The organism is Acetoanaerobium sticklandii, assembly GCF_000196455.1.
Lineage (GTDB): Bacteria > Bacillota > Clostridia > Peptostreptococcales > Filifactoraceae > Acetoanaerobium > Acetoanaerobium sticklandii.
The window spans coordinates 1,950,412-1,972,438 of the sequence record NC_014614.1 but is presented as its reverse complement, the minus strand read 5'-3'; the positions used below and the strand labels follow the sequence as shown (position 1 = coordinate 1,972,438).

Here is a 22,027-nt window from a genome sequence, read left to right as displayed (position 1 = left end):
AATGATTAAATTAGCACCATCGATTCTATCAGCAGATTTTTCGAACCTTTTAAGTGATATCAAGGTTGTTGAGGATGCTGGATGCGAATATTTACACATAGATGTAATGGATGGACATTTTGTCCCTAATATTACAATTGGACCACCAGTTATAAATGCCCTTAAAGGCAAAATTGATATGGTTTTTGATGTGCATCTTATGATTGAAAATCCAGATAAATATATAGAGGCTTTTTCAGATGCTGGGGCTGACCTTATTGTAGTACATCAAGAAGCTTGCACACATCTTCACAGAACTATACAATCGATTAAAGCCTTAGGTAAAAAAGCAGGTGTTGCACTTAATCCTGCTACACCTATAGAAACTATAAAGCATATAATTCATGACATAGACATGGTTCTTATTATGACAGTAAATCCAGGTTTCGGGGGACAAAAATTCATCGAATCTATGATACCTAAAATAAAAGAGCTTAAATCACTATGTCTTAAAGAAAACGTGAATATAGATATCCAGGTTGATGGAGGAATTACCCCTGAAAATGTGAAGAAAGTAGTAAGCGCAGGAGCAAATATAATAGTTGCTGGATCTGCTATATTTGGCAGTAATGACATAAAGCAAACTGTTAAATTGTTTAGAGAAAATTCAGTGGTATAGATTATGAAAAAATGCTGTATATTTGTAAATGGAAATATGAAAACATCTGAGTTTTATAAAGAAACAGCTTCTTCGCATGAACTTTTGATATCAGCTGATGGAGCTTCAAACAGATTATTTGAATTGGGAATTGTACCAGACTATATTGTAGGGGATTTAGATTCAATTAAGAGTGAAGTTGAAGAGTATTATAAAACTCAAAAAACAGTTTTTATTAAATTTCCAGCGAAAAAAGATAAAACTGATACAGAACTTGCAATAGATTTAGCAAAAGAGATGGGCTATTCAAATATTACTATGCTGGGATTTTTAGGCGAGAGATTAGACCACATGTTAGGTAACATTTTTATGCTATATTATGCTCAGCAACTAGGGCTTAATCTAGAGCTTGTAGATGAAAATAATAAGGCATGGCTTATTACTAAAGGAAAAACTAAGATTTTAAATGAGAAGGCTAGAACCATATCCTTTATAACTTTAGGGGACAATGCTTATGGAATTACGCTTAAAGGATTTGCTTATCCACTTGATAATTATAATTTAGAGCTAGGCTCTACTAGATGCATATCGAACATAGTATCTGAGGATGAAGCTGAAGTAGAGCTAGAGATAGGGAAACTTATTGCTATCTTAACTAACCCAGAATTATAATTTAGTATGAATTAAGATTCCTATAATTAATTTAACAATGATTTTATGTATTTAAAAAATTGGTGTTTAATTAGAATGACTATTTAGGGATCTTAATATAAATCTGCAATAAAAAAGACTTGAAATCTTTTTAATTAAATTAATTAGAAAGATTCAAGTCTTTTTTTAAGTACATTGGTTGTTATACAGCTCTTTGTACTTTTCCAGAACGTAAGCATCTTGTACATACTTTTATTGTCTTTGGAGTTCCCTCAACTACTGCCTTAACGTTACGCAGATTTGGAGACCAAGTTCTTTTTGTATGACGATTTGAATGGCTGACATTATTGCCGCTTACTTTGCCTTTTCCGCATACCTCGCAAACTCTTGCCATTTCAAAAACCTCCTTATTTAACAGAATGATTAATAGAAAACAAATATTATGATACCATACAGAGCCTACAAAAAGCAGTACTAAGGTTAAATTTACTTGAACAAAATCTTGATATCATATATACTTTGAAAAGAGATAATTTATTAAAATAGGGTATAAATAAATTCTAAATAAAATAATATCACAGCGAACAAGGAGGTATATCAATGGCAGGTATCTTAGCAAATGAAAAAGGAAATGTATATATAGATAAAGAAGTTGTTGCTAAAATAGCAAGTCAAGCGGCAATGGAATGTTATGGTCTTGTTGGAATGGCATCAAAAAACAAATCTACAGGAATTGTAGAGCTACTCCAAGGTCCAAATGGAAGCAAGGGAGTAAAGGTTGACATTGCAGAGGAAACTGTTAGTATTGAGCTCTTTGTCATTATTCAATATGGAACCAAGATATCAGTAGTTGCAGATAATATAATCGATAGAGTTAAATATTATGTAGAAAATCAAACTGGACTTAAGGTAAGTAAAATCGATATTAATGTCCAAGGCGTAAGAGTTCAAAAGTAACAGGAGGTTCTTATATCACATGAACAAAATAGATGCAGTTTTATTAAAAGAAATGATTTTATCAGGGGCAAATAATCTTGTAAATGAAAAAGCACTGATAGATAAATTAAATGTGTTTCCAGTTCCAGATGGAGATACAGGTACAAATATGTCGCTTACAATTGAATCGGCTGTATCAGAGCTTGAAAATTCAAATATAAGTACAATTACAGAAATTGGAAAATCTATAACAAAAGGCTCGTTAATGGGAGCTAGAGGAAACTCAGGTGTAATATTATCTCAACTTTTAAGAGGATTCGCAAAATCTATAGAAAATAAAGAAGAGCTTACTATTGAAGATATAGCTTTAGCACTTGATTCTGCGAGAGAAGTGGCATATAAAGCCGTAATTAAGCCTGTAGAAGGAACTATTTTAACTGTAGTTAGACAAACAGCTGAAGAAGCCTTGAAAATATATAAAAATCATATGGATATGAAATTTTTTCTAGAAGAATTGCTAGAGGCATCAAATAATTCACTTAATCATACGCCAGAGCTTCTAAAAGCTCTTAAGGATGCTAATGTTGTTGACTCGGGTGGAAAAGGCTTTGTCGTATTTTTTGAGGGCTTGTATCGTGGTTTCATAGGTGAACCTGTAAAAAAGGATAAGTCTGAAAAGCTAGCACCAGCATTATTCGAAGAAGAAGATATCCATATATTCGAAGGTGAACTTGAATTTGGATACTGTACTGAATTTATGGTAAAAACCACTAAAATAATACCTGAAGACTTTAAAAAAGAGATTGAAAACTATGGAGACTCGCTGATTGTAGTTGGGGATGATGGACTAATTAAAATTCATATCCACACTAATAATCCAGGTGAGGTTATGGAAAAAGCTATAAATTATGGAGATTTAGATAGAATTAAAATTGAAAATATGAGGCTTCAGCATGAAGTTAGAATAGAGCAAAACAAGGATGCTAAAGCTGAGGTTGTATTAGAGTCAAGCAGAGCAGAAATTAACAAGGGCTTTGGTATAATATCTGTTGCTATGGGAGATGGACTTAGTAAGATAATGAAGGATTTTGGAGTAGACCATATTATAGAAGGTGGTCAGACTATGAATCCTAGTACAAAAGATTTCTTAGAAGCAATAGATAAAATTAAGGCAAATGATATCTTTATTTTACCGAATAACAGTAATATTATAATGGCTGCTACACAGGCTAGCGAAATTAGCACTAAAAATATAAAAGTTATTCCTACCAAAACAATACCTCAAGGTTTTCAAGCGCTTATGAATATGAGCTTACAATCTAGCTTTGAAGACAATTTAAGCTCAATGACTGAGTCTATTGGCTATGTAAAAAGCGGTCAGGTAACCTTTGCTGTTAGAGATACAAGCGCAGATGGGCTTGAAATATCAAAGGACGATGTAATAGGCATAGGTGAAAAGAAGATTGTATCTGCAGGCAAAGAAATAAGTGCCGTTACAAAAATGCTTATAGAAAATCTTGTAGATGAGGATAGCGAAATAATTAGCTTGTTTTATGGTGAAGATATCAATGAAGACGAAGCTGAGAGCCTTATAGAGGAATTAGAGGAAGCTTACCCAGATTTAGATATTGAACTATATCATGGGGGACAGCCTTTATATTATTATATTATTTCTGTGGAATAGATTATTTTATAGATAACAATAAAAAGGGAACCTCACGGTTTCCTTTTGTCTTTAAATCGAGTATCTATACTATTTTTTATAGAAAAAGAGGATGCTTATGAAATCGAAACTAGATTTGGAAATAGATATAATTCCAGGGATAGGACCAAAGAAAAAAACTGTTTACTACAAGCGGGGAATTAAAACCATAAAAGATTTGTTAATGCATTATCCCATGAGGTATGAAGATAGAAGACATTTTAAAAAGATTGCGGATGTGCATTTTGAAGAGAAAGTTTGTATTGAGGGGAAGATTATATCAGTAGATGTAAAGAAGCCCAAAAAAAATATGGTTATTTTAAGAATATGTATTTATGACAATACACAAAAAGCTTTTTTGACTGTTTTTAACAATCCTTATATACAAAGTCAGCTGACTATAGGAAGGACTATAAAAGCTTATGGTACGGCTAAAAGGATAAATGGGATTTGCAATATCAGCGCTCCAGAAATAGATTTTGACAATTACAGCAAAAAAACTGGAATAATATATCCAGTATATCCATTGACAAGAGGTTTATTTAATGATGAAATAATAAAGTCGATAAAGTGGATATTGCAAAGCTTAAATATAAAAGAGCTAGAGTATCTTAATTCTAAATATAGGCAACAATTGAGGTTATGTGAGCTAGATGATGCAATAAAAAATATTCATTTTCCAAAGGATCCCCTACTCATAAAGGTTGCGAAATTCAGGCTGGTTTTTGATGAGTTTTTTTTGCTCAATATTGGCTTATCTAGCATTAAGCATGGATTGGTTAAAGAACCAGGAATAAAGCATGAAAGCTCAGAAGAAACCAAATCTAAAATAGAAGCATTTGTAGAAGAATTGCCATTTGAGCTTACAAAAGCTCAGTCAAAAGTAATGCAAGAAATAATTGATGATATGGCTTCAGATAAACCTATGCAAAGACTGGTACAAGGAGATGTAGGCTCTGGGAAAACTGTAATTGCTATGATTGCGGCATATTATGCTTACATAAATGGATATCAATGTGCTCTTATGGCTCCGACTGAAATATTAGCGAAGCAGCATTACAATAATTTTTTAGATATATTTAAAAATACTAATGCAGAAATTAGGCTGCTAACTGGAAGTACAACAGCAAAAAGTAAAAGAACAGTTTATGAAGAGCTTTTAAATGGAAGCTGTGATATTGTAATTGGAACTCATGCTCTAATAGAAGACAAGGTTAAGTTTAACAACTTGAGCCTAGTAATAACGGATGAACAGCATAGATTTGGAGTGAGGCAAAGAAGCAAATTGCTACTTAAAAATCATCTTACAGTAGATATGCTAGTAATGACAGCAACCCCTATTCCAAGAACCTTAGCTTTTATTTTACACGGTGATTTAGACATTTCTGTAATTGACCAGATGCCATCAGGAAGAAAGCCTATTAAAACCTTTGCATCAAAGAAGCAAGAGGCAAATAAGGTTTATGATTTTGCAAAGCAAGAGATAGCTCTAGGACGACAGATATATATAGTGTGTCCACTAATAGAAGAAAGTGAAAATTTGGATATTCAAGCAGCAAATGAATTGTTTGAGAAGCTATCAGAATCGGTATTTAAAGGATATAAGCTAGCACTTTTGCACGGGAAGATGAAAGCTCAAGAAAAACAGGAAATAATGGATGCGTTTTCAAGTGGAAGAATAGATATACTCATATCAACTACAGTTATAGAAGTCGGAGTGAATGTGCCAAACTCATCTGTTATGATAATTCAAGATGCTCAGAGGTTTGGATTGTCACAGCTTCATCAGCTAAGAGGCAGAGTTGGAAGAGGAGAATATCAATCTTACTGTGTACTACTATATGAGGGTAAGAATAAATATATAGAGCAGAGAATGAAAATTATGCAAAATAGCAATGATGGTTTTGAAATATCACAAAAGGATTTAGAACTCAGAGGACCTGGAGAATATTTTGGAACAAGACAGCATGGATTAGACAATTTTAAGCTAGCAGATATTTCGAAACATATTTCAATTCTTAATCTTGCCAAGGATTTTGCAGATGAGGTAATGAGCGAAGATCCAGAATTGAAAAATGAAGAAAACAAGGCTATAAAAATAGAATTAGATAAACGATTTAATAAATTTATGGGTTAATGGAGTGGATATATGAGAGTTATAGCTGGGAAGGCAAGAGGAAAGAAGTTACTATCTCCTCAAACGGATAAGATAAGACCTACTCTAGATAGAGTAAAGGAATCACTGTTTAATATTATCGGCTTCGAAATTAGAGATTGTAGCTTTTTAGATTTATTTTGTGGAAGTGGAGCTATAGGAATTGAAGCAATCTCTAGAGATGCAGATAAAGTTTATTTTGTAGATAGAGATTCTAGCTCTATTGAGCTCACACAAAAAAATATAGAGTCTTGTAAATTTGATTCTACAAAATATAAAATACTAAAAGCAGACGCATTTGAGGCATTAAATTCGCTTGCAAACAAAGGAATAAAATTGGACTATATTTTTATGGATCCACCTTACGGATTTCTAGATATAGATAAAATCATTGAGAAAATATCTCAGCTCGATTTATTGAGCAGTGGAGGGCTTTTGATTGCAGAAACAGATATTGATGACTCTATATCTGAAAATATAGGAAAACTAAATAAAACTAGAGAAAAAAAATATTCAATAACCAAATTATCGTTTTACGAGAGGACTGAACATAATGGCTAAAATAGCAGTATATCCAGGGAGTTTTGACCCTATAACAAATGGGCATATTGATGTTATAAAAAGAGCGTCAAAGGTTTTCGATCATCTGATAGTTGCTGTTTTAGTAAATGACAGTAAAAAAAGTATGTTCACTCTTGATGAGAGACTAGATATATTAAAACACAGTATAGATAATCTAGATAATGTAAGCTTTGATAGTTTTTCAGGGTTACTTGTGGATTATTGCAAAGAAAAGCAATTATCAGCAATAGTGAGGGGCTTAAGAGCTATTTCAGATTTTGAATTTGAGCTACAAATGGCTCAGATGAATAGACAACTATATGATGAAACTGAAACAGTCTTTTTTACTACGAGTGAGCAATATTCATATTTAAGCTCAAGTCTAGTAAAGGAAGTTGCGAAATTTGGCGGAAAAATTGATGGACTTATACCAGATTATGCTATAATAAAGATGAAGCAAAAGTTGAGTAGGGGGGAGTAAAGTGGAGGTATTAAATCTTTTGGAACTTCTCGAGGATATAATTGAGGAAGGCTCTAAGCTACCTTTTGGAAATAAGGTAATGATTGATAAAAGTAAGGCACTGGAGATTCTTCGTGATGTACGTATTAGTCTTCCAGATGAAGTAAAGCAGGCTGAATGGATTAATACAGAAAGACAAAGGATCATCGATGATGCAAAAGAAGAAGCAGAAAAGATGATTAAGGACACTGAGGATTACATAAAGCAGAAAGTTGCTGATAGTGAAATCACTAAAAAAGCTCAAGAAAATGCTAAAGAAATCATTGAAAAAGCTGAAAACAAAGCTAAAGACTTAAAGGATGGGTCTAGAGAGTATGCAATTGAAGTACTTAAAAAGCTAGATACAGATTTAGGAAAGTTAAATAGCAGACTACAAAAAAATATGCAAGAATTAAGAGAATTTGATTTATAAAATGAAAAAGATTTTATCAAGCCTAGGCTAAAGATAAAATCTTTTTTTGTTGCTAAAATACGGCTTCTATTTTATAAAGACAGGAGATTTATAATAATCTTGATCTAAATTAGAACCTAAGTCAAAAGCTTTTTTGCTAGTTCTGTTAATTAAATTATAAATTCTAGTAGCTTTAGTATCGTAGTTAAAACTAATTCTTTGAAGCTCAGTTTCGGGGGTAAAGGCTGAAACCTTATTTATAATAGGAATAGAGCTAGTTTTCTTCATGAGATTAAGAAGCTCAGTTCCTTTCTGATTAAAAGCCAAAACTCTAACATATGGAGCTGGAGAAGTGGTATTTATTATAATATTCATATCAGTCTTAGTTATTTCTAGCAAAATATTAAATAAAATCCTCTTAATTCTCGTGTAAGTAAATCTTTTGCTTTTAATAGAGCTTGCAAGCTCATCCAAGGTAGAAGAAGTAAGAGCCTCTTTATAAATTTTATTGTGGAGTCCTTCATTTACGTCAAATATATCGCTTAATCTATCTAAATTGCAAATAATATTATAACGTATAAATTCAAAAAAACTTTCATCGTGAATTATTTTATCTAGCTTAACAAGTTCATCAATCATAGCATAGGTGGGTAGAGGAACAAAATTCTGCAAATTAATATCCAGAGTTGTTTTAAGCTGTTCCCTGATTGCTGTTGCACTGCAAATTTGCCCTACTAAATCTATACTATTATAGGTGCTTCCAGTACGTTTAATAGTGTGGGGCGTTATTGAGCTTTTTTGTAATATAAGCTGCTTAGTATATTCAAGCCCCAAAATATCGTTGGAGGTAGTGCTCAAATCCACTTTTGATATTGCTTTCAAAGCATTTTCTCTAGCTTTTGGATAAGGTATTCCTAATTTTAGGTTTTCTTTTATTGAATTACTTAGAAGCTCGCTTTCATTTGCAAGAAGCTCAGATGCCATCAATAAGCTTTCTACATCGTTTGATTCGCTCCCAAAGACTAAATTATCTACCATATTAAGCTGATTAAGTATTGAAATGCTCCCTTTTGCAAATATTTCTGAAGACTGTGAAGCGAATAAAACTGGCAATTCAATTACTAAATCCACTCCGTTTTTCACAGCTAAAGCAGCTCTATGCCATTTATCAAAAAGAGCTGGGCCTCCTCTTTGAATAAAATTGCCACTCATTATACCTATACAATGGGTGGCATTAGTTATTTGTTTGGATTTTTCAAGATGAAGCTTATGTCCATTGTGAAAAGGGTTGTATTCTACTATAAATGCTGTCGTTATCATGAAATCACATCCTTGATACTGTCGTGAATTTTTCTAAGGATACCTTTTTCTGGGTCTAACAATAGTTTTAGATGATGAGGACTTTTTGATGCAGTTTGCAAAAATTTATCTTCGTTTATAATCAAATGATAGTTTCTTCCAGAAACTATTCCTAAGTTTGAAAGGGGTCTATTATGAGAAGTTATTACCCTTAGAATTTTAGAAATATTATTTTGATTTTTTGCTAAATCCACTTTTGCTATATGGTCTATTAGCTGATTATATTTTTCCAAAACAGTATTTACAAAGGATAGGATTTCGTCCTTAGGAGAATTAGGTAGTTCTTTTGAAGATTTATACTCATCTTGCTTCAAGCTGTATTCAGAGTAGTGCTCTGATTCAGAGTGCATTTTTTCTAAATGATCATAAAATTGCTCTTTTGAAAGCCAAAAGTTATCGGAAAAATTAAAGGTGCTATTTTGAATTTCAAATGAGGGAGCAGATTTTTCCACACTATTTACACTGCTTACAACAGTTTGACGAGATACTAAAATATCGCTTACTCTACTTCTGTTTACTCTAGAAATTCTCATTTTACACCTCCACTAACTTATCTATATATTATATCGTAATTTGTATAGTATAATATAGGGCGAGGTGAAAAAATGAAAAAAGAATTTCAAAGATTAGGATTACTTTTTGGAGAAGAAAAAGTGGATTTATTAGCTAATAAACATGTGGCTATTTTTGGCATAGGTGGAGTAGGAAGCTACGCAGCAGAAGCTATTGCTCGAAGCAATGTAGGAAAAATAACCTTAGTTGATTTTGATGATGTGGATATTACAAATATAAATAGACAAATTCCTGCACTTTCATCCACTATTGGAAAAAAAAAGGCAGATGTAATGAAAAAAAGAATTGAAGATATAAACCGTGATTGCACTGTAATCGTACTAGATAAAAAATATCTGCCCGAAAATAGAGAAGAATTTTTTATAGAAGATTACGACTACATTGTTGACGCAATAGATATTATTACTTCGAAAATAGATTTGATAGTAGAAGCTAAGACTAGAAATATACCTATTATTTCATCTATGGGAATGGGTAATAAAATTGATCCTACAAAAATAAAAATTGAAGATATATACAAAACTCATATGTGCCCACTTGCAAAGGTACTAAGAAAAGAATTAAAGGCTCGAAATGTTAAAAACCTACTGACTGTGTTTTCTGAAGAGCAGCCACTAAAGCCAGTTATTACCTTAAACAGTGAGAGTAAAAAAGTAGTTCCAGGCTCTACAGGATTTGTACCATCTGTTGCAGGACTGATTATGGCTTCTAAAGTTATCCAAAATCTATTAGTTGAATGATTTTTTTAGAATATTGTGGTAAAATAAGTTTAACTATATTTTTTGAGAGGAATAAATTCTATGACTACCATATTTGAAGATAATAATGTATGTGTATTCTTACAAGAAACAAATGATAAAAGTGAAGTGTGGTTGATTGTAAAAAACCATTCTATTCCACTGAATTATTTAGATTCTATATGTAGAGATTTTCCTAGAATCAAGATATCTAATTTTATTTCATTAAAAAAAGCTTTTGATAATCCGAATGTAAGTGTATGTATAGGAGACTATAAGCCTAAGTTTGCTGTGAGCACATCAAAGGATGAAATGTATGCATACATAGATATAAATATGACCCAAAGCGAGCTTGAAAGCTTAGATTTAAATAAAATTAAGACAGACATCATCTCTGCATTAAATGAAGAGGGCATTAGAGAAGGAATAAATTTAGATAGTATTTCGCAGGATATGGAATCTTTTGCTAAAGTTCTTGTAGCAAAGGGGATAGAACCGGTTAGTGGAAAAGACGCAAAGGTAAAATATTTCCAGCTAAGTGAAAAAAAACCTACGATAAAAAGCGACGGAAAAGTAGATAACTATGAGATGAATTTGATAGATAAGGTTGAAAGAGGAGGGTGGCTAGGGGAAAAGATACTACCTACATTAGGCCAACCAGGCAAGACAGTTTCTGGAAAAACTGTATTAGCAAAACCAGGAAGAGATTATATGCTGAAGTTCGATGCTAAATCAGTAGATGAGGTGTTGGAAGAAGGGAAAATAAATCTCGTTGCAAAATTTGATGGTGCTGTAAAGTTTGAACAAGGTAAAATTGGAGTACACAATCATTTAGTGATAGACGAAAATGTGGGCTATTCCACTGGAAATATAGATTTTGATGGATATGTTACAATTAATGGAGTAGTTGAAGATTTATTTTCTGTAAGAGCGACTAAAGATATTTTCATAAAAGGAAAAATGGGAATAGGAGCTGTAGGAACAATACATTCTGTTAATGGAGATATATCTATACTAGGCGGAGTGAATGGAAAGAAAAAAGCAAAGCTCATAGCAGGTAGAAATGTGTATGTAAAATATGTGAATGAAGCTGAAATAGAAGCAAAAGGTGAAATTAACATAGGTTTATATGCTTTTGAAAGTATATTAAAAGGGGATAAAGTTATTTTATCTCCAGATAAAGGAAAGATTGTAGGAGGAGATATTCAAGCCAAGCATCTTGTATCTGCAAATACTTTTGGGAACTCAATGGAGAAAGCTACTAAAATTCAAGTTAAGGGATTTGACAGAAATAAAGTAAATGAAGAGCTGAATGTAATAAAAGTAAATTTCAATGAGACTATTGCAAAAGCCAATCGTTTAAAAAGAGAGCTTGAAATTCTTGAATTAAATCAAGATAATCTATCTGAAAAAGAAGAATTTACCTATAAAGGGATGCTTTTAACTTATGAAAATCTAATTGATGACATCAATAAACTAAATTATGATTTTAAGAAGCTAGAAGAATTCTTAAGAACAAAAGGCGAAGGAGAAGTAAAAATACTTGGAAGCGCATATCCTAAAACTGTTCTAGATATTAAGAATCTTCAAAAGGTTATAAGTAAGACTATGGCAGGCTCATTTTATGTCAAAGATAATAGCCTTCACCTAACGCAAATATAAAGGAGCAATATATGGATACATGCACGAGTCAAAATAAATGCATCTATAATATGGAAAAAATTCTAACCTCTGTAGATTATTTTTCTCAATTTTTAAGTTTAGAACAGATACTCTCTTACGGATATGAATTTTTTCATGACACCTTGGGGTTAAGAGCATCAGCTATATATTATTTAGATGAAGATAACTATAAGCTCATGAATCAGATAGGATACAAATGCGGTATCAATATTAAAGAACATAAAAAAACAGCAAAAACAAATAATCTTGCAACTTTGCATGGAAGAATTTTATATGATAATTTTGAGAAATATTTTGATGAAGCTTTCATTGACTATTTTGAACCAGAGCTGATTGTGCCTATGATTGTTAAGGACAAGCTATATGGGTTTATAATATCAGATGGTTTTTCTTACAATGATAGTACTCACTCGAGTGTACTCAGTATGGAATATCTAGAGGGAATGAAAACCTTGCTAAATTTGGCTCTTTCAAATACACTTTTATATCGAGACTATAAGAAATTGGCAAAAAATATGGATAAGGAATTATTTCAACAGTTTTCTATAAATCAAACTACTAAAATACTTTTAGCAGAAACAGATATCGAGAAGCTTTATAATTTATGTATAGATGTAGTCCGTGAGCTTACTTCAAGTAGCGTAACATCACTAATATTATATGATTCAATTCGAGACAAATTTATAACAAAGGGATATAGTGACATCATAAATTTCCAAAATTATTATGATGAATATGAGCTTTTAACTAATGAAATTGAGATGCAAAAATCAGTATTTGATTTAGAAAAAGATATGCATGAACTGAGAATTATATTCGAAAATCCAGAGCGATTGAAAAAAATTCCAGCAAAATATGTAATCATGATAGGAAAAAATCCTATAATGGGGTTTATAACTGTTGGAGAGCCAGTCAGTGGAGCTGTTTATGATAGTTCCACCATGAATCAAATAGAAAATGTTGGAAAAACTGTTTATCTTGCTTTAAAAAATGCAAATCATGTCGCAGAAATTAAAGAAAGAGAACGTGCTACAGCTGTTCAGCTAAAAAATATAAAAAAATTAAATGCAATGATTAGAAATATAAATTCTTGCTTAGAATTAGAGGAATTATTGGATATAACTCTAAAGACTTTAAATGTGGGATATAAGGTAAAACAAGTTGCAATTATATTAAAAGATTATGAGGGACTTTTGGTTAAATCAATTGGGTACAAATCTGATGAAATAAGTATTAAACCACATATATTTAGCGAAAGCTATGATGAAGTATTTTACAGTCAAAATTCGAGAAGTACAGAGGATTTTATTAGCATTAGTGAAGAAGATGCGGCAGAATCAAACTGTGTGATTTTACTTCCTATTAAATCAGATTATGTAGATATGACAGAAGATACCATATTAGGTTACTTGGTTATTACGAAATTAGAGGGAATTATGGAAGAAAGCCATATTGTAATATTCGAAACTTTAACTAGCAGTATTACTCCAGTAATAAAACAATTTATTGAATTAAGGAAATTTAAAAATTAGTATTTTTTTATTAAAAATATAAATTATATTTAAAAAGATATTCTATTTTTGAATATCTTTTTTTGTACTTTTGAGGTATAAATAGTATAATAATATTATTATGCATATAATAATTATTAATATAAATTATATTTTTAGGAGAGCTTTGATGAAAAAAAGAGGATACAATAAACATAATATAAATCACTTTAAAGTAATGGTATTGCCTCTTATGATTACTGCTATAGCCATTTTTGTTGGAAATATATTAACCTATGTTTACAATAATATCATGATAGCTTTTTTCATAAGCATCCTTGCAATAGTAACATTTTTATGGAGCCAAAACAAAAATATAATAACTCCGATAAAAAGACTTGAGCATGGTATCAATAAGATAGATTTAAGCAATAATTTATCTTATAGGCTTCCAATACATAGAAAAGATGTTTTTTATAGTATTTCACTTGCAATAAATGCTATCTTAAACAAAACAGAAGAATTATTTCATAAGATAAAAGATAATGAAGAAGCATTAATGAGCTCTAATGATGAAATTATGGCTGCGTACGAGCAACTTAGAGCATCTCAAATTGAGCTTGAAACTAAATACTCTGAAATTGAGCAATATAGTCAGGAGCTAGAAAAATTAAAAAGTCATATAGAACATATGGCTTATAATGATGAGCTTACTAATCTTCCAAATAGAAGAAGTTTTATGGAAAGATTAAGCAGTGAACTGGAATCTAAAAAGGAAGGCGCAATTATTTTTCTTGATATAGATAATTTTAAAGCCATAAACGATACTCTAGGACATGTACATGGAGATGAGCTCCTTAATAGAGTTGCGTATAGATTAAAGCTACTTCTTGGAGCTAATGCCTTTATATCTAGATTTGGAGGAGACGAGTTTTTAATTCTAATAAGTGATACTGATAAGGAATCAGTAGAAAATCTTGCAAAATCTATCAATGATATTTTTGATGAGCCATTCTTGCTGAACAATAATAAAATAAATGTAGATTTTAGTATGGGAATAACATTTTATCCAAAGGATAGCTCGGATATAAATGAGCTTATAATGAATGCAGATACAGCTATGTATCAAGTAAAAGCAACTGGAAGAAATCATTACAAATTCTTTGATTGTGAAATGATTGAATCTATAAAAGAAAAAGTGAAAATTGAAACCAAAATTAGAGAAGCCTTAAAAAATGATGGGTTTGTTCTCCATTACCAACCCCAAATTAAAGTTGATTCTCTTTCAATATATGGTTTTGAGGCCCTACTTAGATTTAAAAATGATACTCTATCCCCTGCTGTGTTTATACCTATAGCAGAAGAATCAGGTCTTATAATTGAAGTTGGTAGATGGGTTACAAATGAAGCTATTTTGCAGTTATATGACTGGAAAGAAAGACATATTAATCTAAAACCAATATCTATTAATTTATCAACAAAACAAATAATGGACACTGGATACATAGAGTTTCTTAGGGCAGGTCTTGAAAAATATGAGATACCTCCTGAGTTCATAGAAATTGAAATTACAGAAAGCATCTTGCTAGAAAAAACTGAAAGAACAATTGAATTTCTAAATGAATTAAAGCAGGTTGGAGTAAAAATAGCTCTGGACGATTTTGGAACTGGGTACTCATCTCTGAGTTATTTGACTTTCATACCTGTGGATAAAATTAAATTAGATAAATCATTAAGTGATAAATTTCTGGAGCTTACAAATATTAAAGTTATGGATAGTTTGATTTCACTAGCACATAGTCTTGAACTGGAAGTAATTGCAGAAGGCATTGAAGATTTAGAGCAATATAGAAGACTTAGAGTAGGAAAATGTGATTATATTCAGGGATATCTTTTTGGAAAACCAATAGAAATAAATGAAGCGGATAAAATTTATGATTCAAACTTATCATATGTAATAGCATAGCTTATGCTATTACATATTTTTTAGGATTATTAAAATTACAAAAGGCTTAAGGGGGAAAATTCCATGTCAGTCCAAAGCGTAAGAGAATTTTTTAAAAGTAAAAATCTAGATTATAAAATATATGAACTTGAGGAGAGTACTGCTACTGTTGAATTAGCAGCCAAAGCTCATAACGTAGAGCCGGCAATGATTGCCAAGAGTATGGCTCTTCGGTTGAAGGAAAGATACATAATTATTGTCACAGCAGGAGATGCAAAGTTAGATAATAAGAAATTTAAAGATGAATTTAAAGAAAAAATTCAGTTTTTAAAAGGTGACGAGGTACCAGAGATAACAGGTCATCCAGTTGGAGGAGTTTGTCCTTTTGGGTTAAAAGAAAATTTTGATGTTTACTTAGATGAATCATTAAAACGCTTTGATTTTGTATTCCCAGCTGCAGGTTCTGCAAATACCTCAATAAAAATTGCTCCAGATAATCTTAAAGATATAACAAATGCAACTTGGATATCAGTTTCAAAATAATTTTGAATAATTTCTTGACGTTTTATATTGCTTTATGTTACTATTTTAAAAATACCTAAGAATTTTAAATAAAAATTGAATACGTACAATACTTTAAAGAGGCTGCGGTTAGCTAAGAGTACTTTAATTAGGAAAGGGGCAACCGCCGAAGCATAAGCTAGAAATAGCTGTGCTGGGACTATGTTTAATAGACATAGTACTGTTATTATGAGATTGCCCAATCTCATAATATTGCGCTTTATAGTGTTGGGGCAAAAGGGAACTTTTATATTTCTGTGCGCATATATATAATAGTCGTGAGCCTTTTGCTCACGGCTATTTTTTTATACGAAATTAAGTTAGGTGTTAATATCTTTAGTATTTAAGTCTGATATTGATATTGTTAAAACTTACTTTTGAGAGGATGATATGTATGAGTATTTTTACAGGAAGTGCAGTAGCTTTAGTTACCCCATTTATTAACAATCAGGTTGATTATAAAGCATTAGAAAAATTAATAGAATGGCATCTAGAAGCTAAAACAGATGCTATAGTAGTTTGTGGAACTACAGGAGAATCATGTACACTTTCAAAAGATGAGAAAAAAGATGTGATAGCATTTACCATAAAAAAAGTATCAGGAAGAGTACCAGTAATAGCAGGAACTGGAGGCAACAATACCCAAGAAGCAATAGAGATGAGCTTATTTGCAGAAGGGATAGGAGCTGATGCCTTATTGCTTGTGACTCCTTACTACAATAAAACTACTCAAAGAGGTCTAGTTGCACACTACTTTGCAATAGCTGATCAAGTTAATATACCGATAATTTTATACAATGTACCATCTAGAACAGGTCTAAACATTCAGCCGGAGACTGTAAAAGAGCTAGCCACTCATAAAAACATAGTTGCAATCAAAGAAGCAAGTGGGGATTTAAGCCAGATAGCAAAAATTGCTAGACTTTGCCCTGATGGATTTGACATTTACTCTGGAAATGACGACCAAATACTTCCAGTATTATCGCTTGGTGGAGTAGGTGTGATATCAGTAGTTGCAAACATACTTCCAGATGAAACACACCAAATATGTGAATTATACTTTAATGGAATGACTCAGGAAGCTACTAAGCTCCAACTTGATATGCTAGATATAATAAATGCACTTTTTATTGAAACAAATCCAATTCCTGTAAAAGCAGCGTTAGAGATTATGGGGAAAATAAATGGAGAGCTTAGACTTCCACTTATTCCAATAAGTGATAGCAATAGAGAGCTATTAATTAAAAGTATTAAAAATTTTAATCAGTCTATGGGGGTGAGCGCTTGATTAACATAGGAATTTCAGGAATAAATGGAAGCATGGGCCAGATCCTATCAAAAAAAATAAGTGAAGATAATATGTTTACCCTAGTGATGGGAATAGATGCTAGACCAGAACTTTATGAAAATAAATGTAAGGTTTTTGAAAAGCCTGCTGATTCAAATATTTATCCTGATTTAATCATAGATTTTTCTCATCACTCATGTCTTGATGAATTATTGTTATTTGCTAAGGAGCATGGGATTAGTCTTGTTCTTGCAACTACAGGTTACGATGCAGCTCAAATTGAAAAAATACACAGCTATAGCTCAGATATTGCTATTTTATATTCTGCAAATATGTCTTTTGGAATAAATTTAGTAAAGACAATTTTAGAAAAATATTCAAAATTACTAGATGAGCGAAGCTATGATATTGAAATAATTGAAAAGCATCACAATAAGAAAGTAGATGCACCTAGTGGTACTGCATATATTTTAGCTGATGCAGTAAATTCTGGTATATCCACCCCAAAAAACTTTGTAAATGGAAGACAAGGAAGAACCAATCCTAGGACGACAAATGAAATAGGGATACATGCAGTTAGAGGAGGAAATATCTTTGGTGAACATGAAGTTATATTTGCAGGAAGCAGTGATATAATTGAGATAAAGCACACGGCACTTTCTAAGGATTTGTTTGCAGATGGAGCTATTGATGCTGCAAAATGGCTTTATATGAAAGAAAAAGGAATGTACTGCATGCAAGATATGTTTGAAATTTAAAAATTAAAAACAAAAATATATGGTTTTATACGTAGACCATAAATTACGTAAATAATAAAAAGGAGATTATGATAATTAATTTATCATAAAAAACATTATGACTAACGAAACTAAACTAACAGATGCATATGAAATTGCTAGATTTATAAAGGAAGCTAAGAAAACCACTCCGGTAAAGCTATATGTTAAGGGAGACCTAAATTATGAAGCCATTAATGAATTAATGGTTTTTGGAGAAGGAAAATCGAGAATTTTATTTGGAGAAGCTGATGAAATAAATAAATTTTTGGAGCTAAATAAAAACCAAATCGAGTTTTATTATATAGAAAATGATAGAAGAAATTCCGCTATTCCTATGTCAGACTATACAAAATTTGATGCGAGAATTGAGCCAGGTGCAGTAATTAGAGACAGAGTATCTATAGGAAAAAATGCCGTTATAATGATGGGAGCAGTAATAAATATTGGAGCAGAAATTGGCGATGAAACAATGATAGATATGAATGCTGTAGTTGGAGCTAGAGGAACAATAGGAAAAAGATCTCATATAGGAGCGGGAGCGGTCATTGCTGGTGTACTAGAACCACCTAGTAAAACACCAGTTATCGTGGGAGATGACGTTTTAGTTGGAGCAAATGCAGTAGTGCTAGAGGGTGTAGTAATTGGAAATAACAGTGTAGTTGCTGCTGGAGCTGTAGTTACTGAAGATGTCCCAGAAAATGTGGTTGTTGCTGGTTCGCCTGCGAGAATTATTAAGCTCAAGGATGAGAAAACTAAAGAAAAGACTCAAATATTAGATGATTTAAGAAAATAAAAAATAATAATCAAAAAATAACCTAATTTCTAGTTTCAATAGCTAAAAATTAGGTTATTTTTTTGAGATCTTATTTAAAAAGCAAATTTGTTGTTTTTGAATAAAACTGATATAATAAAAATTATAAGTTTAAAAAAATTATAAAAGATATGGTGCCCTTGATGGGTTAAAAGGGAAAGTGGTTAAATTCCACTGCAGCCCCCGCTACTGTATATGGGAACGAAATTCGATTAAGCCATTGGGAAACTGAGAAGGCCGAAGATTAGGATGAACCATGAGCCAGGAAACCTGCCTTATCTTATTATTACTATCTTCGGAGGGAGGATTGAAGTATTTATGTCGACACTTTCCTTTAAGGGTAAGTGTATTTTTATGCAAGGATACAAGCAGATTTAATAATTATATTTACGAAGGGGATATAAAAATGACATTTAATAAAAAAACCTTAGTAAGGACATTGATTTTATTTATGATAGCTTTGTTAAGCTTTACAGGTTGTCAGGCACCAGTCCAGACTGAAGAGCAGGAAAATATACAAACGAATACAGCTTCTAAGGGCTACCCACTTGAAATTACTGATTCTATGGGAAGAAAAGTCACTATAGAAAATGAACCTCAAAGGATAATATCCATAGCTCCAAATATCACAGAGACTATTTATGCGCTTGGTATGGAAGCTAAATTAGTAGCAAGGACGGATTATTGTGATTATCCTGAGCCGGTTTTAGAAAAGGAATCAATAGGGAGCTTAAGAGAGCCTAACATAGAAAAAATATTGGAGCTTAACCCTGATTTAATAATTGCATCTACTCATTTTGATCTAGATGTCTTAAAAAAATTAGAAGATTCAGGACTTACGGTAGCAGTTCTATATGGAGAGGAGAGCTTTGAAGGGGTATATGACACAATCTTAAAAACAGGAAGGCTATTAAATGCAGATGAAAATGCAAATGCCGTAGTAGCGGATATGCAAGCAAAGGTAAAGAAAGTTAAGGAGGCAGTTGAAAATCAGCCTAAACCAAAGGCATATTACGTAGTTTCTTATGGAGAAGGCGGAGACTATACAGCAACAGGAGAGACATTTATTTCTCAGATTATTGATATGGCTGGTGGAGAAAACATAGCAAATGATGCAACAGGATGGAAATATAATCTGGAGGCACTTGTAGAAAAAGATCCAGATATAGTGATTTGCTCAAAATACTTTGAAGCAAAAGCAGGAATAAAATCAGCAAATGGATATAATGAGCTAACAGCAGTTAAAGAGGGCAAATTATTTGAAATTGATAATAATATGCTAGACAGACAAGGACCTAGACTTGCTGATGGATTAGAAGCATTAGCAAAAATACTTCATCCTGACAAATTCTAATAATGACGAAATGAGGAAGGCTATGAGCTTTACAGAGAAAAAATCATTCTACAAATTAATGTTTATAATTTTGACAATAGTGTTGATGTTAGGGATAGTTATATCTAGTATGATTGGAGTAGCAGATATTTCTATAGATAAAGCAGTGAGAATTCTATTGTCAAAGCTGCCTCTTGTGGATGATTTAATCTCGCTTGATGATATTAAAAGAAATCAAATAACTATTATTTGGCAGATAAGACTTCCTAGAATAATATTAGCAGCTTTTGTGGGAATGGGATTGTCAGTATCAGGAGCGGCATTTCAGGGTATGTTCAAAAATCCAATGGCGGACCCCTACGTGCTTGGAATATCATCAGGAGCGGCACTAGGAGCTGCTATTGCTATGATTTTTGGTTTAGGTATAGGAGCGATTGGCATAGGAGGTGTTACTTTCTTTGCGTTTATAGGGGCTATTCTTACAGTAAGTCTTGTATACCTCATAGCAAAAACTGGAACGAAAATACCTGCAAGTACCTTGCTTCTTGCAGGTATATCAATAAATTATCTATTCTCAGCAGCAATATCGCTATTAATGCTCTTCAATCATGCGCAGATTGAAAAAATAGTATTTTGGCTTATGGGGAGTGTTTCTGCAGCAAGCTGGAATCAAGTTTACATCTTAGTTCCTATTGTAGTTTTAGGAACTATAGGAATAGGAATTTTTTCAAGAGATTTAAATATAATGTTACTTGGAGAAGACTCAGCAAATAGCTTGGGAGTAGAGGTTGAAAGAGTAAAAAAAATTTTGCTTTTTATATCATCTATGATAGTTGCTTCGGCAGTTTCAGTAAGTGGTATAATTGGGTTTGTGGGTCTTATTGTTCCTCACACTATAAGATTGCTTATTGGTCCAGATAATAGAGTACTCATACCATTCTCAGCTATTGGAGGAGCGATTTTTATGATATTAGCAGATACCATGGCTAGAGTTGCAATATCACCTACTGAGCTTCCTGTAGGGTCAATTACTTCATTGTTCGGAGCACCGTATTTTATTTATTTGCTTGTTAAAACAAAAAAGAAGGTGGCATGATTTATGTCTATGAGATTTGAAAATCATATAAAGGTAAAAAATTTAGATTGGAGCTACGGAGCTCAAGTAGTTCTAACTGATGTGAGTGTTAATATTGAAAAAGGGAAGTTTTATACTATATTAGGGCCTAATGGCTCAGGAAAGACAACCTTAGCAAAAATAATAACTAAAACTATGGATACTCCAAAAAATAAGGTTTTTTTATTAAGTGAAGACATTACAAAATTGACAAATAAGCAAACTGCTCGTAAAATTGCAACTGTACCTCAAAATACAATTATAGATTTTGATTTTTCTGTTATGGATATTGTGCTTATGGGAAGAGCTCCTTATCTTAGAAGATTTCAGTCTGAATCTAGCCTAGATTTTGAACTAGCTAAGGATGCAATGCTAAAGACAAATACATGGCATCTAAGAGATAAGAAAATCGATCAGATAAGTGGGGGAGAAAGACAGAGAGTTATTATTGCAAGGGCGATTACTCAAGATACTGAAGTTTTAATCCTCGATGAACCTATTTCAAATATAGATATTCATCACCAAATTCAGCTTCTTGAAGTTTTGAAAAAATTAAATAAAGAAAAAAATACAACAATAATTACTATACTTCATGATTTAAATCTTGCTGTGCAGTATAGTGATGAGATTTTCCTTTTATCGGATGGAAAGCTGGTAACTCATGGTAATCCACAAGCTGTTTTGACAAAGGAAATAATAGATGAGGTGTATAATATAGAAGTAGATATGGTGGTTCACCCTAGCACAGGAAAACCATATATTATACCAGTATTTAATGAGTTTCAAAAAACAGGAAGCTAA

Annotated in this window: 22 protein-coding genes and 2 riboswitches; of the genes, 19 read left to right on the top strand and 3 right to left on the bottom strand. The window is 32.0% G+C overall.

Annotation, left to right across the window (positions count from 1 at the left end):
• Position 1 precedes the first annotated feature (1 nt).
• Both rpe and CLOST_RS09330 read left to right on the top strand, forming a co-directional pair.
• Entirely contained in the window at positions 2-658 is a 657-nt protein-coding gene (rpe, locus tag CLOST_RS09335) for a ribulose-phosphate 3-epimerase (RefSeq protein WP_013362059.1), read from the top strand.
• 3 nt (positions 659-661) lie between these two features.
• Entirely contained in the window at positions 662-1,309 is a 648-nt protein-coding gene (locus CLOST_RS09330) for a thiamine diphosphokinase (RefSeq protein ID WP_013362058.1), read from the top strand.
• Between the two features lie 181 nt (positions 1,310-1,490).
• Here CLOST_RS09330 and rpmB read toward each other — a convergent pair whose 3' ends face one another.
• Positions 1,491-1,682: a 50S ribosomal protein L28 gene (rpmB, locus tag CLOST_RS09325; protein WP_013362057.1), complete on the bottom strand. Its 192-nt coding sequence runs from the start codon at positions 1,680-1,682 to the stop codon at positions 1,491-1,493.
• Between the two features lie 206 nt (positions 1,683-1,888).
• Between rpmB and CLOST_RS09320 the strand changes: the two genes are divergently transcribed.
• The 6 genes from CLOST_RS09320 (at position 1,889) to CLOST_RS09295 (ending at position 7,574) form a co-directional block, all read left to right on the top strand.
• Positions 1,889-2,245: an Asp23/Gls24 family envelope stress response protein gene (locus CLOST_RS09320; protein WP_013362056.1), complete on the top strand. Its 357-nt coding sequence runs from the start codon at positions 1,889-1,891 to the stop codon at positions 2,243-2,245.
• A gap of 19 nt (positions 2,246-2,264) precedes the next feature.
• Positions 2,265-3,908 carry a DAK2 domain-containing protein gene (locus tag CLOST_RS09315; RefSeq protein WP_013362055.1) on the top strand — a complete coding sequence of 548 codons (1,644 nt, stop codon included), beginning with the start codon at positions 2,265-2,267 and terminating at the stop codon, positions 3,906-3,908.
• 97 nt (positions 3,909-4,005) lie between these two features.
• Positions 4,006-6,063: an ATP-dependent DNA helicase RecG gene (gene recG, locus CLOST_RS09310; RefSeq protein ID WP_013362053.1), complete on the top strand. Its 2,058-nt coding sequence runs from the start codon at positions 4,006-4,008 to the stop codon at positions 6,061-6,063.
• Between the two features lie 12 nt (positions 6,064-6,075).
• Complete coding sequence (rsmD, locus tag CLOST_RS09305) at positions 6,076-6,642, top strand: 16S rRNA (guanine(966)-N(2))-methyltransferase RsmD (RefSeq protein ID WP_013362052.1); 567 nt, start codon at positions 6,076-6,078, stop codon at positions 6,640-6,642.
• Positions 6,635-7,123 (top strand): pantetheine-phosphate adenylyltransferase, encoded by a 489-nt coding sequence (gene coaD, locus CLOST_RS09300; protein WP_013362051.1) that lies wholly within the window; start codon positions 6,635-6,637, stop codon positions 7,121-7,123. The genes rsmD and coaD overlap by 8 nt, the downstream gene beginning before the upstream one ends.
• A 1-nt stretch (position 7,124) precedes the next feature.
• A complete protein-coding gene (locus tag CLOST_RS09295) occupies positions 7,125-7,574 on the top strand; it encodes a hypothetical protein (protein ID WP_013362050.1) in 450 nt (149 codons plus the stop codon).
• A gap of 66 nt (positions 7,575-7,640) precedes the next feature.
• On the opposite strand, the gene CLOST_RS09290 is transcribed toward CLOST_RS09295, so the two are convergent.
• Together CLOST_RS09290 and CLOST_RS09285 are read right to left on the bottom strand one after the other, a co-directional pair.
• Positions 7,641-8,873 carry a nucleotidyltransferase gene (locus CLOST_RS09290; RefSeq protein WP_013362049.1) on the bottom strand — a complete coding sequence of 411 codons (1,233 nt, stop codon included), beginning with the start codon at positions 8,871-8,873 and terminating at the stop codon, positions 7,641-7,643.
• Positions 8,870-9,445, bottom strand: coding sequence for a hypothetical protein (locus tag CLOST_RS09285; protein ID WP_013362048.1), 576 nt, complete (start codon positions 9,443-9,445; stop codon positions 8,870-8,872). The genes CLOST_RS09290 and CLOST_RS09285 overlap by 4 nt, the downstream gene beginning before the upstream one ends.
• Before the next feature lie 72 nt (positions 9,446-9,517).
• Between CLOST_RS09285 and CLOST_RS09280 the strand changes: the two genes are divergently transcribed.
• The 11 genes from CLOST_RS09280 (at position 9,518) to CLOST_RS09230 (ending at position 22,027) form a co-directional block, all read left to right on the top strand.
• A complete protein-coding gene (locus CLOST_RS09280; protein WP_013362047.1) occupies positions 9,518-10,225 on the top strand; it encodes a tRNA threonylcarbamoyladenosine dehydratase in 708 nt (235 codons plus the stop codon).
• Positions 10,226-10,285: 60 nt separating this feature from the next.
• A complete protein-coding gene (locus tag CLOST_RS09275; protein ID WP_013362046.1) occupies positions 10,286-11,884 on the top strand; it encodes a DUF342 domain-containing protein in 1,599 nt (532 codons plus the stop codon).
• An 11-nt stretch (positions 11,885-11,895) separates the two neighbouring features.
• On the top strand, positions 11,896-13,437 hold the full coding sequence (locus tag CLOST_RS09270; RefSeq protein WP_013362045.1) for a GAF domain-containing protein: 1,542 nt from the start codon (positions 11,896-11,898) through the stop codon (positions 13,435-13,437).
• A gap of 148 nt (positions 13,438-13,585) precedes the next feature.
• Complete coding sequence (locus CLOST_RS09265; RefSeq protein ID WP_013362044.1) at positions 13,586-15,361, top strand: EAL domain-containing protein; 1,776 nt, start codon at positions 13,586-13,588, stop codon at positions 15,359-15,361.
• A gap of 63 nt (positions 15,362-15,424) precedes the next feature.
• On the top strand, positions 15,425-15,883 hold the full coding sequence (locus CLOST_RS09260) for a YbaK/EbsC family protein (RefSeq protein WP_013362043.1): 459 nt from the start codon (positions 15,425-15,427) through the stop codon (positions 15,881-15,883).
• 88 nt (positions 15,884-15,971) lie between these two features.
• Positions 15,972-16,130: riboswitch (Lysine riboswitch) on the top strand.
• Between the two features lie 165 nt (positions 16,131-16,295).
• Complete coding sequence (dapA, locus tag CLOST_RS09255) at positions 16,296-17,189, top strand: 4-hydroxy-tetrahydrodipicolinate synthase (protein ID WP_013362042.1); 894 nt, start codon at positions 16,296-16,298, stop codon at positions 17,187-17,189.
• The gene (gene dapB, locus CLOST_RS09250) at positions 17,186-17,947 is read left to right on the top strand and encodes a 4-hydroxy-tetrahydrodipicolinate reductase (protein ID WP_013362041.1); all 762 of its coding nucleotides are present in this window, start codon (positions 17,186-17,188) and stop codon (positions 17,945-17,947) included. Before dapA ends, dapB begins: the two co-directional genes overlap by 4 nt.
• Positions 17,948-18,044: 97 nt before the next feature.
• The gene (gene dapD / locus CLOST_RS09245; protein WP_013362040.1) at positions 18,045-18,761 is read left to right on the top strand and encodes a 2,3,4,5-tetrahydropyridine-2,6-dicarboxylate N-acetyltransferase; all 717 of its coding nucleotides are present in this window, start codon (positions 18,045-18,047) and stop codon (positions 18,759-18,761) included.
• 133 nt (positions 18,762-18,894) lie between these two features.
• Positions 18,895-19,071: riboswitch (cobalamin riboswitch) on the top strand.
• 114 nt (positions 19,072-19,185) lie between these two features.
• Positions 19,186-20,133: an ABC transporter substrate-binding protein gene (locus CLOST_RS09240; protein ID WP_013362039.1), complete on the top strand. Its 948-nt coding sequence runs from the start codon at positions 19,186-19,188 to the stop codon at positions 20,131-20,133.
• A 22-nt stretch (positions 20,134-20,155) separates the two neighbouring features.
• Entirely contained in the window at positions 20,156-21,208 is a 1,053-nt protein-coding gene (locus CLOST_RS09235; protein WP_013362038.1) for a FecCD family ABC transporter permease, read from the top strand.
• A gap of 3 nt (positions 21,209-21,211) precedes the next feature.
• Positions 21,212-22,027, top strand: a complete 816-nt coding sequence (locus CLOST_RS09230) for an ABC transporter ATP-binding protein (protein WP_013362037.1) — start codon at positions 21,212-21,214, stop codon at positions 22,025-22,027.